The organism is Salmonella sp. 741265050_HSA, assembly GCF_046569445.1.
Lineage (GTDB): Bacteria > Pseudomonadota > Gammaproteobacteria > Enterobacterales > Enterobacteriaceae > Salmonella > Salmonella enterica.
The window spans coordinates 244,330-257,335 of the sequence record NZ_JBKFSV010000002.1 but is presented as its reverse complement, the minus strand read 5'-3'; the positions used below and the strand labels follow the sequence as shown (position 1 = coordinate 257,335).

Sequence of the window (13,006 nt, the reverse complement as noted above, 5' to 3'; positions counted from 1 at the left end):
CCGCGAGGCATTAAGATGGATTATACGCTCACCCGCATAGATCCTAACGGTGAGAATGACCGTTACCCCCTGCAAAAACAGGAGATCGTAACTGACCCCCTGGAGCAGGAAGTTAACAAAAACGTGTTCATGGGCAAACTGCATGACATGGTTAACTGGGGCCGTAAAAACTCAATTTGGCCCTACAACTTCGGCCTTTCTTGCTGCTATGTAGAGATGGTGACCTCTTTTACCGCAGTGCATGACGTTGCCCGTTTCGGCGCGGAAGTGCTGCGTGCGTCGCCACGTCAGGCTGACCTGATGGTGGTGGCCGGTACCTGCTTTACCAAAATGGCCCCGGTTATTCAGCGTCTGTATGACCAAATGCTGGAGCCAAAATGGGTCATTTCTATGGGTGCCTGCGCCAACTCCGGCGGCATGTACGATATTTATTCGGTAGTGCAGGGCGTTGATAAGTTCATCCCGGTGGATGTGTATATCCCTGGCTGTCCGCCGCGTCCGGAAGCGTATATGCAGGCGTTGATGCTGCTGCAAGAATCGATTGGCAAAGAGCGCCGTCCGCTCTCATGGGTGGTGGGCGATCAGGGCGTGTATCGCGCCAATATGCAGCCAGAACGCGAACGTAAACGCGGCGAGCGTATTGCCGTCACGAACCTGCGTACCCCGGACGAGATTTAATTTGCGCCTGTCGGCAGCAGCACTTCACTTCGCTAACCACTATTTTAATAGCGCGAAGCACTGCCGACCACCACGGACCATTTGCAATGGTGAACAATATGACCGACTTAACCGCGCAAGACGCTGCATGGAGTACCCGCGATCATCTTGATGATCCGGTTATCGGCGAACTGCGCAACCGTTTTGGGCCGGATGCCTTTACCGTTCAGGCGACCCGCACCGGTATCCCCGTTGTTTGGGTCAAGCGTGAACAACTACTGGAGGTTGGCGATTTCTTAAAGAAACTGCCGAAACCTTACGTCATGCTGTTTGACTTACACGGCATGGATGAACGCCTGCGTACGCACCGTGACGGGTTACCCGCCGCGGATTTTTCCGTTTTCTACCACCTGATTTCCATTGAGCGTAATCGCGATATCATGCTCAAGGTGGCGTTGTCTGAAAACGACCTGCGCGTGCCGACCTTCACTAAACTTTTCCCTAACGCCAACTGGTACGAGCGTGAGACCTGGGAGATGTTTGGTATTGATATCGAAGGCCACCCGCACCTGACGCGCATCATGATGCCGCAAACCTGGGAAGGCCATCCGTTGCGTAAAGATTATCCGGCGCGCGCGACCGAATTCGACCCGTTTGAGCTGACCAAAGCCAAGCAGGATCTGGAGATGGAAGCGCTGACCTTTAAGCCGGAAGACTGGGGGATGAAGCGCGGGACTGACAACGAGGACTTTATGTTCCTCAACCTCGGCCCGAACCACCCGTCTGCGCACGGTGCGTTTCGTATTATCCTGCAACTTGACGGTGAAGAAATCGTCGACTGCGTGCCGGATATCGGCTATCACCACCGCGGCGCCGAAAAAATGGGCGAGCGCCAGTCCTGGCATAGCTACATTCCCTATACCGACCGTATCGAATACCTCGGTGGTTGCGTCAATGAAATGCCGTACGTGCTGGCGGTAGAAAAGTTGGCAGGGATCACCGTCCCGGATCGTGTGAACGTCATCCGCGTGATGCTCTCCGAACTGTTCCGCATTAACAGTCATCTGCTGTACATCTCGACCTTTATTCAGGACGTCGGCGCGATGACGCCGGTCTTCTTTGCCTTTACCGACCGGCAGAAAATTTATGACCTGGTGGAAGCCATTACCGGTTTCCGTATGCACCCGGCCTGGTTCCGTATCGGCGGCGTCGCGCACGACTTGCCGCGCGGTTGGGATCGCCTGCTGCGAGAGTTCCTTGAGTGGATGCCGAAGCGTCTGGATTCTTACGAGAAAGCCGCGCTGCGTAACACCATTCTGAAAGGGCGTTCGCAGGGCGTTGCCGCTTACGGCGCGAAAGAGGCGCTGGAGTGGGGCACCACCGGCGCAGGGCTGCGCGCGACCGGGATCGACTTCGACGTACGTAAATGGCGTCCATACTCTGGCTACGAAAACTTTGACTTTGAAGTGCCGGTGGGCGGCGGTGTTTCCGACTGCTATACCCGCGTGATGCTGAAAGTGGAAGAGCTGCGCCAGAGTCTGCGCATTCTTCAGCAGTGCCTCGATAACATGCCGGAAGGCCCGTTCAAAGCGGATCACCCGCTGACCACGCCGCCGCCGAAAGAGCGCACGCTGCAACATATCGAAACCCTGATCACCCACTTCCTGCAGGTCTCCTGGGGCCCGGTGATGCCGGCGCAGGAGTCCTTCCAGATGGTGGAAGCGACGAAGGGGATTAACAGTTACTACCTGACCAGCGACGGTAGCACTATGAGCTACCGTACCCGCGTGCGCACGCCGAGCTTTGCGCACCTGCAGCAGATTCCCTCGGCGATCCGCGGTAGCCTGGTCTCCGACCTGATTGTCTATCTGGGTAGTATCGATTTTGTTATGTCAGATGTGGACCGCTAATTATGCACGAGAATCAACAACCACAAACCGAGGCTTTTGAGCTGAGTGCGGCAGAGCGTGAAGCGATAGAGCACGAGAAGCACCACTACGAAGACCCGCGTGCGGCGTCCATTGAAGCGCTGAAAATCGTTCAGAAGCAGCGTGGCTGGGTGCCGGACGGCGCGATCTACGCTATTGCCGATGTGCTGGGTATTCCGGCGAGCGACGTCGAAGGCGTCGCCACATTCTACAGCCAGATTTTCCGTCAGCCGGTCGGTCGCCACGTGATTCGCTACTGCGACAGCGTGGTGTGCCATATCACCGGCTATCAGGGGATTCAGGCCGCGCTGGAAAAAAATCTCAACATCAAACCGGGGCAGACGACCTTTGATGGTCGCTTTACGCTGCTGCCGACCTGCTGCTTGGGGAATTGCGATAAAGGGCCGAACATGATGATTGATGAGGATACTCACAGCCATCTGACCCCGGAAGCCATTCCTGAACTACTGGAGCGGTATAAATGAAAAACGTTATCCGTACTCCCGAAACCCATCCGCTGACCTGGCGTCTGCGCGATGACAAACAGCCGGTCTGGCTGGATGAATATCGTAGCAAAAACGGCTACGAAGGCGCGCGTAAGGCGCTGACCGGCCTGTCTCCGGATGAAATCGTCAGCCAGGTAAAAGACGCCGGTCTGAAAGGGCGTGGCGGCGCGGGCTTTTCCACCGGTCTGAAGTGGAGCCTGATGCCGAAAGATGAATCCATGAACATCCGTTACCTGCTGTGTAACGCCGATGAAATGGAACCGGGCACCTATAAAGACCGTCTGCTGATGGAACAGCTGCCGCACCTGCTGGTGGAAGGTATGTTGATCTCCGCGTTCGCGCTGAAAGCGTATCGTGGTTACATCTTCCTGCGCGGCGAATATATCGAAGCGGCTGTACATTTGCGCCGTGCGATTGCCGAAGCCACCGAGGCGGGCCTGTTGGGGAAAAATATCCTTGGCACCGGGTTCGACTTTGAACTGTTTGTCCACACCGGGGCAGGGCGTTACATCTGTGGTGAAGAAACGGCGCTGATTAACTCCCTCGAAGGCCGCCGCGCGAACCCGCGCTCCAAGCCGCCCTTCCCGGCGACCTCCGGCGTATGGGGCAAGCCGACCTGTGTGAATAACGTCGAAACGTTGTGCAACGTCCCGGCAATCCTCGCCAACGGCGTGGAGTGGTACCAGAACATTTCGAAAAGCAAAGATGCGGGTACCAAGCTGATGGGCTTCTCAGGCCGCGTGAAGAATCCGGGCCTGTGGGAATTACCGTTCGGCACCACCGCGCGCGAGATCCTCGAAGACTACGCGGGCGGTATGCGCGATGGCCTGAAATTCAAAGCCTGGCAGCCGGGCGGGGCGGGAACCGACTTCCTGACCGAGGCGCATCTTGACCTGCCGATGGAGTTCGAAAGCATCGGTAAAGCAGGCAGCCGTCTGGGCACCGCGCTGGCGATGGCGGTAGACCACGAAATCGGCATGGTATCGCTGGTGCGTAACCTGGAAGAGTTCTTTGCCCGCGAATCCTGCGGCTGGTGTACGCCATGCCGCGACGGGTTGCCGTGGAGCGTGAAAATTCTGCGCGCGCTGGAGCGTGGCGAAGGCCAGCCGGGGGATATCGAGACACTTGAGCAACTGTGTCGTTTCCTCGGACCGGGTAAAACCTTCTGCGCGCATGCGCCGGGCGCGGTTGAGCCACTGCAAAGCGCAATTAAGTATTTCCGCGAAGAATTCGAAGCTGGCATCAAGCAGCCGTTCAGCAATACCCATTTAATCAATGGTATTCAGCCGAACCTGCTCAAAGAGCGCTGGTGAGTTAACGATTTTTAATTTGGAAGCATGCTAATGGCTACGATTCATGTAGACGGCAAAGAATACGAGGTCAACGGCGCGGACAACCTGCTACAGGCATGTCTGTCCCTCGGCCTTGATATTCCGTATTTTTGCTGGCACCCGGCGCTGGGAAGCGTCGGTGCTTGCCGCCAGTGTGCGGTGAAGCAATACCAAAACGCGGAAGATACGCGTGGTCGCCTGGTGATGTCCTGTATGACGCCAGCCACCGACGGTACCTTTATCTCTATTGACGACGAAGAAGCGAAACAGTTCCGTGAAAGCGTGGTGGAGTGGCTGATGACTAACCACCCGCACGACTGTCCGGTTTGTGAAGAGGGCGGTAACTGCCATCTTCAGGATATGACCGTGATGACGGGTCACAGTTTCCGTCGCTACCGTTTCACCAAACGTACCCACCGCAACCAGGATCTGGGGCCGTTCATCTCGCACGAAATGAACCGCTGCATCGCCTGCTACCGTTGTGTGCGTTACTACAAAGATTATGCCGACGGCACCGATCTGGGCGTCTATGGCGCGCATGACAACGTCTACTTCGGGCGTCCGGAAGATGGTACGCTGGAAAGCGAATTCTCCGGTAACCTGGTCGAGATTTGCCCGACCGGCGTCTTCACCGATAAAACGCATTCCGAGCGTTACAACCGTAAATGGGACATGCAGTTTGCGCCGAGCATCTGCCAGCAGTGTTCCATCGGCTGTAACATCAGCCCGGGCGAGCGCTATGGCGAATTACGCCGTATCGAAAACCGTTACAACGGTACCGTTAACCACTACTTCCTCTGCGACCGCGGTCGTTTCGGCTATGGCTATGTGAACCTGAAAGACCGTCCGCGTCAGCCGGTTCAGCGCCGTGGCGATGACTTTATTACTCTCAACGCCGAGCAGGCGATGCAGGGCGCGGCGGATATTCTGCGCCAGTCGAAGAAAGTGATCGGTATCGGTTCGCCACGCGCCAGCATTGAGAGCAACTTTGCGCTGCGTGAGCTGGTTGGTGCGGAAAACTTCTACACCGGTATCGCGCGCGGCGAGCAGGAACGTCTGCAACTGGCGCTGAAAGTGTTGCGTGAAGGCGGAATTTACACCCCGGCGCTGCGGGAAATCGAATCTTATGACGCGGTACTGGTACTGGGCGAAGACGTTACCCAGACCGGCGCGCGCGTTGCGCTGGCGGTACGCCAGGCGGTGAAAGGTAAAGCGCGTGAAATGGCGGCGGCGCAGAAAGTAGCCGACTGGCAGATTGCGGCCATCCTTAACATCGGCCAGCGTGCCAAACATCCGCTGTTCGTGACCAACGTGGACGACACCCGTCTGGATGATATCGCCGCCTGGACCTATCGCGCGCCGGTGGAAGATCAGGCGCGCCTGGGCTTTGCGATTGCTCATGCGCTGGACAATACAGCGCCTGCGGTTGACGGTATCGACAGCGACTTACAAAACAAAATTGATGTCATTGTGCAGGCGTTGGCCGGCGCGAAAAAACCGCTGATTATCTCCGGCACTAACGCCGGTAGCAGTGAGGTGATTCAGGCGGCCGCCAACGTGGCGAAAGCGCTGAAAGGCCGTGGCGCCGACGTCGGTATTACTATGATTGCCCGCTCCGTGAACAGCATGGGGCTGGGTATGATGGGCGGCGGTTCGCTTGATGATGCGTTGGGCGAGCTGGAAACCGGCAGTGCGGACGCGGTGGTGGTGCTGGAAAACGATCTCCACCGTCATGCAAGCGCTACGCGCGTGAACGCTGCGCTCGCCAAAGCGCCGCTGGTGATGGTGGTTGACCATCAGCGCACGGCGATTATGGAAAACGCGCATCTGGTGCTTTCCGCGGCAAGCTTCGCCGAAAGCGATGGTACGGTCATCAACAACGAAGGCCGCGCGCAGCGCTTCTTCCAGGTTTATGACCCGGCCTACTACGATAACAAGACGATTATGCTGGAAAGCTGGCGCTGGCTGCATTCGCTGCACAGCACCGTCGAAAACCGCGAAGTGGACTGGACACAGCTTGACCATGTGATCGACGCGGTCATTGCCGCCATGCCGCAATTTGCCGGCATTAAAGACGCCGCGCCGGATGCGACCTTCCGCATTCGTGGGCAGAAGCTGGCGCGCGAACCGCATCGTTACAGTGGCCGTACGGCGATGCGCGCCAATATCAGCGTGCATGAACCACGTCAGCCGCAGGATAAAGACACCATGTTCGCCTTCTCAATGGAAGGGAATAACCAACCGACTGCCCCGCGATCTGAAATTCCGTTCGCCTGGGCACCGGGCTGGAACTCCCCGCAGGCGTGGAACAAATTCCAGGATGAAGTGGGCGGCAAACTGCGTCACGGCGATCCGGGCGTGCGTCTGATTGAAGCGACTGAGGGCGGTCTGGATTATTTCACTACCGTGCCGGCAAGCTTCCAGGCGCAGGACGGTCAGTGGCGTATTGCGCCGTATTACCACCTGTTTGGCAGCGACGAATTGTCTCAGCGTTCTCCGGTCTTCCAGAGCCGTATGCCGCAGCCGTATATCAAACTTAACCCGGCGGATGCCGCGAAGTTGGGCGTTAATGCCGGGACGCGCGTCTCCTTTAGCTACGATGGCAATACGGTGACGCTGCCGGTTGAAATCTCTGAAGGGTTAGCGGCAGGGCAGGTAGGGCTGCCGATGGGTATGCCTGGCATCGCGCCGGTTCTGGCTGGCGCGCGTCTTGAGGATCTGCGGGAGGCGCAACAATGAGTTGGATTACACCGGATCTGATTGAGATCCTGCTGAGCATTCTCAAAGCGGTGGTGATTCTGCTGGTGGTCGTCACCTGCGGGGCCTTCATGAGCTTTGGCGAACGTCGTCTGCTGGGTCTGTTCCAGAACCGTTATGGACCAAACCGCGTTGGCTGGGGCGGCTCGCTCCAGCTGGTCGCGGACATGATCAAGATGTTCTTTAAAGAAGACTGGATCCCGAAATTCTCGGATCGCGTCATCTTTACCCTGGCGCCGATGATCGCGTTTACTTCGCTGCTGCTCTCCTTCGCCATTGTGCCGGTTAGCCCTAATTGGGTGGTGGCCGATTTAAACATCGGGATTCTGTTCTTCCTGATGATGGCCGGTCTGGCGGTTTACGCGGTGCTGTTCGCCGGTTGGTCGAGCAACAACAAATACTCGCTGCTGGGCGCGATGCGTGCGTCTGCCCAGACGGTGAGCTACGAAGTGTTTCTTGGTCTTTCCCTGATGGGCGTGGTGGCGCAGGCCGGTTCATTTAATATGACCGATATCGTCAATAACCAGGCGCATCTGTGGAACGTGATTCCGCAATTCTTTGGGTTTGTTACTTTCGCCATCGCGGGCGTAGCGGTCTGTCACCGTCACCCGTTTGACCAGCCGGAAGCCGAGCAGGAACTGGCGGACGGTTACCACATCGAATATTCCGGTATGAAATTCGGTCTGTTCTTCGTGGGGGAGTACATCGGTATCGTCACCGTTTCCGCGCTGATGGTAACGCTGTTCTTCGGTGGCTGGCATGGCCCGTTCTTACCGCCATTCGTCTGGTTCGCGCTGAAAACCGCGTTCTTCATGATGATGTTCATTTTGATTCGTGCGTCGTTACCGCGTCCGCGTTATGACCAGGTAATGTCCTTCGGCTGGAAAGTTTGCCTGCCGCTGACGCTCATCAACTTGCTGGTAACGGCGGCTGTCATTCTGTGGCAGGCGCAATAAGGGACACAAAGACCATGACCTTAAAAGAATTATTAGTAGGTTTCGGCACTCAGGTACGCAGTATCTGGATGATCGGCCTGCATGCGTTCGCCAAACGCGAAACGCGGATGTATCCGGAAGAGCCGGTCTATTTACCGCCCCGTTACCGTGGCCGTATCGTGCTCACGCGCGACCCGGACGGTGAAGAGCGCTGCGTTGCCTGTAACCTGTGTGCGGTAGCCTGTCCGGTAGGCTGTATCTCTCTGCAAAAAGCGGAGACCAAAGATGGCCGCTGGTATCCGGAATTTTTCCGCATTAACTTCTCACGCTGCATCTTCTGCGGCCTGTGCGAAGAAGCGTGCCCGACCACGGCGATTCAGTTGACCCCGGACTTCGAACTGGGCGAATACAAACGTCAGGATCTGGTGTACGAAAAAGAGGATCTGCTGATTTCCGGTCCGGGCAAATACCCGGAATATAACTTCTACCGGATGGCGGGTATGGCAATCGACGGCAAAGATAAAGGCGAAGCAGAGAACGAAGCCAAGCCTATCGACGTCAAGAGCCTGTTACCGTAAGGAGAGGGCAATGGAATTCGCTTTTTATATCTGTGGCCTGATAGCCATCCTCGCGACCCTGCGAGTGATCACCCATACCAATCCGGTACACGCGCTGTTGTATCTGGTGATATCGCTACTGGCGATTTCCGGGGTGTTCTTTTCGCTGGGCGCTTATTTTGCCGGTGCGCTGGAAATTATCGTCTACGCAGGCGCCATCATGGTGCTGTTTGTGTTCGTGGTGATGATGCTCAACCTCGGCGGCAGCGAAATCGAACAGGAACGCCAGTGGCTGAAGCCGCAGGTGTGGATTGGTCCGGCGGTTTTGTCGGCCATTATGCTGGCGGTCATTGTGTACGCCATTCTGGGCGTTAACGACCAGGGCATCGACGGCACGCCGATTAGCGCGAAAGCGGTGGGCATCACGCTGTTCGGGCCTTATGTTCTGGCGGTCGAACTGGCGTCTATGCTGCTGCTGGCAGGCCTGGTGGTGGCGTTCCACGTCGGTCGTGAAGAGCGTGCGGGCGAAGTGCTAAGCAACCGCGCCGATGACCGCGCGAAAAGAAAAACGGAGGAGCGCGCATGATCCCCTTAACACACGGACTGATCCTCGCTGCGATTTTATTCGTCCTGGGTTTAACCGGTCTGGTTATCCGCCGCAATCTGCTGTTTATGCTGATCGGGCTGGAAATCATGATTAACGCCTCCGCGCTGGCCTTTGTGGTCGCCGGGAGCTACTGGGGCCAGACCGATGGTCAGGTGATGTACATTCTCGCCATCAGCCTTGCGGCTGCGGAAGCGAGTATTGGACTTGCGCTGTTGCTGCAACTCCATCGCCGTCGCCAGAACCTGAACATCGATTCAGTAAGTGAGATGCGTGGATGAACATGCTTGCCTTAACCATTATTCTGCCATTGATTGGCTTTGTACTGCTGGCGTTCTCTCGCGGACGCTGGTCGGAAAATCTCTCCGCGACCATTGGCGTGGGCTCCGTTGGTCTGGCGGCGTTGGTGACAGCGTTTGTCGGGATGGATTTCTTCGCCAACGGCAAACAGGCGTTCAGCCAGCCGCTGTGGACGTGGATGTCGGTCGGTAACTTCAACATCGGTTTTAACCTGGTGCTGGACGGCCTGTCGCTGACCATGCTCTCAGTGGTCACCGGCGTCGGCTTCCTGATCCACATGTTCGCGTCCTGGTACATGCGTGGGGAAGAGGGCTACTCCCGCTTCTTCGCTTATACCAACCTGTTTATCGCCAGCATGGTGGTTCTGGTGCTGTCCGATAACCTGCTGTTGATGTACCTCGGCTGGGAAGGCGTGGGCCTGTGCTCTTATCTGTTGATCGGCTTCTATTACAGCGATCCGAAGAATGGCGCGGCGGCAATGAAAGCCTTCGTGGTGACCCGTGTCGGTGACGTATTCCTCGCCTTCGCGCTGTTCATCCTCTACAACGAACTGGGCACGCTGAACTTCCGCGAAATGGTCGAGCTGGCGCCAGCGCACTTTGCTGACGGCAACAACATGCTGATGTGGGCGACGCTGATGCTGCTGGGCGGCGCGGTCGGTAAATCTGCGCAGCTGCCGTTGCAGACCTGGCTTGCCGACGCGATGGCCGGCCCGACGCCGGTCTCCGCGCTGATCCACGCCGCTACCATGGTGACCGCCGGTGTCTACCTGATCGCTCGTACCCATGGTTTGTTCCTGATGACCCCGGAGATTCTGCATCTGGTGGGCATTATCGGGGCGATTACGCTGGTCATGGCAGGTTTCGCCGCGCTGGTGCAGACCGACATCAAACGCGTGCTGGCCTATTCCACCATGAGCCAGATTGGCTACATGTTCCTGGCGCTGGGCGTACAGGCGTGGGATGCGGCAATTTTCCACCTGATGACGCACGCCTTCTTTAAAGCGCTGCTGTTCCTGGCGTCCGGCTCGGTAATTCTGGCCTGCCATCACGAACAGAACATCTTTAAGATGGGCGGTCTGCGTAAGTCGATTCCACTGGTGTATGCCTGCTTCCTGGTGGGGGGCGCGGCGCTGTCGGCGCTGCCGCTGGTCACTGCAGGCTTCTTCAGTAAGGATGAGATCCTGGCTGGCGCGATGGCGAACGGTCATATCAATCTGATGGTGGCGGGTCTGGTCGGCGCGTTCATGACCTCGCTGTACACCTTCCGGATGATTTTCATCGTATTCCACGGTAAAGAACAAATTCATGCTCATGCCGGGAAGGGGATTACCCACCATCTGCCGCTGATTGTCCTGATGATTCTGTCTACCTTTGTTGGCGCGCTGATTGTGCCGCCATTGCAGGGGGTGCTGCCGCAGACAACTGAACTGGCGCATGGTCGTGTGTTGACCCTGGAAATTACCTCTGGCGTAGTGGCGATTGCCGGCATCCTGATTGCCGCATGGCTGTGGCTGGGTAAACGCACGCTGGTGACGTCGATCGCCAACAGCGCGCCGGGCCGTCTGCTGGGGACCTGGTGGTATAACGCCTGGGGCTTTGACTGGCTGTACGACAAAGTATTCGTCAAGCCATTCCTCGGTATCGCCTGGCTGCTGAAGCGCGACCCGCTTAATGCGTTGATGAACATTCCGGCTATCCTTTCCCGTTTTGCAGGCAAAGGCCTGGTACTGAGCGAGAACGGTTATTTGCGCTGGTATGTGGCATCCATGAGCATCGGCGCGGTTGTGGTGCTGGCGCTGCTGATGGTACTGCGTTGATCGTAAAGTGAATTTTATCCAAATTCGTTGAAAATCAGGCCTCTGTCAGAGGCCTTAAAAAGGAATAAAAATCGCCATGTTACTACCCTGGCTAATATTGATTCCCTTTATTGGCGGCTTCCTGTGCTGGCAGACCGAACGCTTTGGCGTGAAGGTGCCGCGCTGGATAGCGCTGATTACCATGGGACTGACGCTGGCGCTCGGTCTGCAATTGTGGTTGCAGGGCGGCTATTCACTGACGCAATCCGCCGGTATTCCACAGTGGCAATCTGAATTTGTCCTGCCGTGGATCCCGCGTTTTGGCATCTCTATCCATCTGGCGCTCGACGGACTGTCGCTGCTAATGGTGGTGCTGACCGGCCTGCTCGGCGTTCTGGCGGTGCTTTGCTCCTGGCGAGAAATCGAAAAATATCAGGGCTTCTTCCACCTGAACCTGATGTGGATCTTGGGCGGCGTTATCGGCGTGTTCCTGGCCATCGACATGTTCCTGTTCTTCTTCTTCTGGGAAATGATGCTGGTGCCGATGTACTTCCTGATAGCGCTGTGGGGCCACAAAGCTTCTGACGGGAAAACGCGTATCACGGCGGCGACCAAGTTCTTCATCTACACCCAGGCGAGTGGTCTGGTGATGCTGATTGCCATCCTGGCGCTGGTCTTTGTGCACTACAACGCGACCGGCGTGTGGACCTTCAACTATGAAGAGCTGCTGAACACGCCGATGTCCCACGGTGTGGAATATCTGCTGATGCTGGGCTTCTTCATCGCCTTCGCGGTGAAAATGCCGGTGGTGCCGCTGCACGGCTGGCTACCGGATGCGCACTCCCAGGCGCCGACCGCCGGTTCCGTCGACCTGGCCGGTATCTTGCTGAAAACCGCCGCTTACGGTCTGCTGCGTTTCTCCCTGCCATTGTTCCCGAACGCGTCGGCGGAGTTTGCGCCTATTGCCATGTGGCTGGGCGTTATCGGCATTTTCTACGGCGCGTGGATGGCCTTTACCCAGTACGACATCAAGCGCCTGATCGCTTATACCTCCGTTTCCCACATGGGCTTCGTGCTGATCGCTATCTACACCGGCAGTCAACTAGCGTACCAGGGCGCGGTGATTCAGATGATTGCGCACGGTTTGTCCGCAGCCGGTCTGTTCATTCTGTGTGGCCAGTTGTACGAACGTCTGCATACGCGTGACATGCGTATGATGGGCGGCCTGTGGGGCAAAATGAAATGGTTGCCTGCGCTGTCCATGTTCTTTGCGGTGGCGACGCTCGGGATGCCGGGCACCGGTAACTTTGTCGGCGAATTTATGATTCTGTTCGGCAGCTACCAGGTGGTGCCGATGATTACCGTGATCTCCACCTTTGGGCTGGTATTCGCCTCTGTATACTCGCTGGCGATGCTGCATCGCGCTTACTTTGGTAAAGCGAAGAGCCAGATTGCCAGCCAGGAACTGCCAGGGATGTCGCTGCGCGAGCTGTTTATCATTCTGTTGCTGGTGGTGCTTCTGGTACTGCTTGGCTTCTATCCGCAGCCGATTCTGGATACCTCGCATTCTGCGATGAGCAACATCCAGCAGTGGTTTGTTAATTCCGTTACTACTACAAGGCCGTAAATCGCC

11 protein-coding genes are annotated in these 13,006 nt (G+C 57.0%); all 11 read left to right on the top strand.

Annotated elements, in window-relative coordinates:
* Positions 1 to 15: 15 nt before the first annotated feature.
* The gene (nuoB, locus tag ACLD4F_RS06865; protein ID WP_000386728.1) at positions 16 to 678 is read left to right on the top strand and encodes an NADH-quinone oxidoreductase subunit NuoB; all 663 of its coding nucleotides are present in this window, start codon (positions 16 to 18) and stop codon (positions 676 to 678) included.
* A gap of 86 nt (positions 679 to 764) precedes the next feature.
* Positions 765 to 2,567: an NADH-quinone oxidoreductase subunit C/D gene (nuoC, locus tag ACLD4F_RS06860; protein WP_000247855.1), complete on the top strand. Its 1,803-nt coding sequence runs from the start codon at positions 765 to 767 to the stop codon at positions 2,565 to 2,567.
* Between the two features lie 2 nt (positions 2,568 to 2,569).
* Entirely contained in the window at positions 2,570 to 3,070 is a 501-nt protein-coding gene (gene nuoE / locus ACLD4F_RS06855; protein ID WP_000545038.1) for an NADH-quinone oxidoreductase subunit NuoE, read from the top strand.
* A complete protein-coding gene (gene nuoF, locus ACLD4F_RS06850; protein ID WP_023218371.1) occupies positions 3,067 to 4,404 on the top strand; it encodes an NADH-quinone oxidoreductase subunit NuoF in 1,338 nt (445 codons plus the stop codon). The genes nuoE and nuoF overlap by 4 nt, the downstream gene beginning before the upstream one ends.
* A 30-nt stretch (positions 4,405 to 4,434) precedes the next feature.
* Positions 4,435 to 7,161, top strand: a complete 2,727-nt coding sequence (nuoG, locus tag ACLD4F_RS06845; RefSeq protein WP_001518099.1) for an NADH-quinone oxidoreductase subunit NuoG — start codon at positions 4,435 to 4,437, stop codon at positions 7,159 to 7,161.
* Complete coding sequence (nuoH, locus tag ACLD4F_RS06840) at positions 7,158 to 8,135, top strand: NADH-quinone oxidoreductase subunit NuoH (protein ID WP_000118515.1); 978 nt, start codon at positions 7,158 to 7,160, stop codon at positions 8,133 to 8,135. Before nuoG ends, nuoH begins: the two co-directional genes overlap by 4 nt.
* A gap of 14 nt (positions 8,136 to 8,149) precedes the next feature.
* On the top strand, positions 8,150 to 8,692 hold the full coding sequence (gene nuoI / locus ACLD4F_RS06835) for an NADH-quinone oxidoreductase subunit NuoI (protein ID WP_000172747.1): 543 nt from the start codon (positions 8,150 to 8,152) through the stop codon (positions 8,690 to 8,692).
* Between the two features lie 10 nt (positions 8,693 to 8,702).
* Positions 8,703 to 9,257, top strand: coding sequence for an NADH-quinone oxidoreductase subunit J (gene nuoJ, locus ACLD4F_RS06830; RefSeq protein ID WP_000393522.1), 555 nt, complete (start codon positions 8,703 to 8,705; stop codon positions 9,255 to 9,257).
* On the top strand, positions 9,254 to 9,556 hold the full coding sequence (gene nuoK, locus ACLD4F_RS06825; protein WP_000612687.1) for an NADH-quinone oxidoreductase subunit NuoK: 303 nt from the start codon (positions 9,254 to 9,256) through the stop codon (positions 9,554 to 9,556). Before nuoJ ends, nuoK begins: the two co-directional genes overlap by 4 nt.
* Positions 9,553 to 11,394, top strand: coding sequence for an NADH-quinone oxidoreductase subunit L (gene nuoL, locus ACLD4F_RS06820; protein WP_001056577.1), 1,842 nt, complete (start codon positions 9,553 to 9,555; stop codon positions 11,392 to 11,394). The genes nuoK and nuoL overlap by 4 nt, the downstream gene beginning before the upstream one ends.
* Before the next feature lie 76 nt (positions 11,395 to 11,470).
* Positions 11,471 to 13,000: an NADH-quinone oxidoreductase subunit M gene (nuoM, locus tag ACLD4F_RS06815; RefSeq protein WP_000926428.1), complete on the top strand. Its 1,530-nt coding sequence runs from the start codon at positions 11,471 to 11,473 to the stop codon at positions 12,998 to 13,000.
* The last annotated feature ends 6 nt before the right edge of the window (positions 13,001 to 13,006 follow it).

Coding starts and splice junctions, on each gene's coding strand:
- nuoG (WP_001518099.1), top strand. CDS start 4,435: ATGGCTACGATTCATGTAGACGGCAAAGAATACGAGGTCAACGGCGCG.
- nuoF (WP_023218371.1), top strand. CDS start 3,067: ATGAAAAACGTTATCCGTACTCCCGAAACCCATCCGCTGACCTGGCGT.
- nuoE (WP_000545038.1), top strand. CDS start 2,570: ATGCACGAGAATCAACAACCACAAACCGAGGCTTTTGAGCTGAGTGCG.
- nuoC (WP_000247855.1), top strand. CDS start 765: ATGGTGAACAATATGACCGACTTAACCGCGCAAGACGCTGCATGGAGT.
- nuoK (WP_000612687.1), top strand. CDS start 9,254: ATGATCCCCTTAACACACGGACTGATCCTCGCTGCGATTTTATTCGTC.
- nuoL (WP_001056577.1), top strand. CDS start 9,553: ATGAACATGCTTGCCTTAACCATTATTCTGCCATTGATTGGCTTTGTA.
- nuoI (WP_000172747.1), top strand. CDS start 8,150: ATGACCTTAAAAGAATTATTAGTAGGTTTCGGCACTCAGGTACGCAGT.
- nuoB (WP_000386728.1), top strand. CDS start 16: ATGGATTATACGCTCACCCGCATAGATCCTAACGGTGAGAATGACCGT.
- nuoH (WP_000118515.1), top strand. CDS start 7,158: ATGAGTTGGATTACACCGGATCTGATTGAGATCCTGCTGAGCATTCTC.
- nuoJ (WP_000393522.1), top strand. CDS start 8,703: ATGGAATTCGCTTTTTATATCTGTGGCCTGATAGCCATCCTCGCGACC.
- nuoM (WP_000926428.1), top strand. CDS start 11,471: ATGTTACTACCCTGGCTAATATTGATTCCCTTTATTGGCGGCTTCCTG.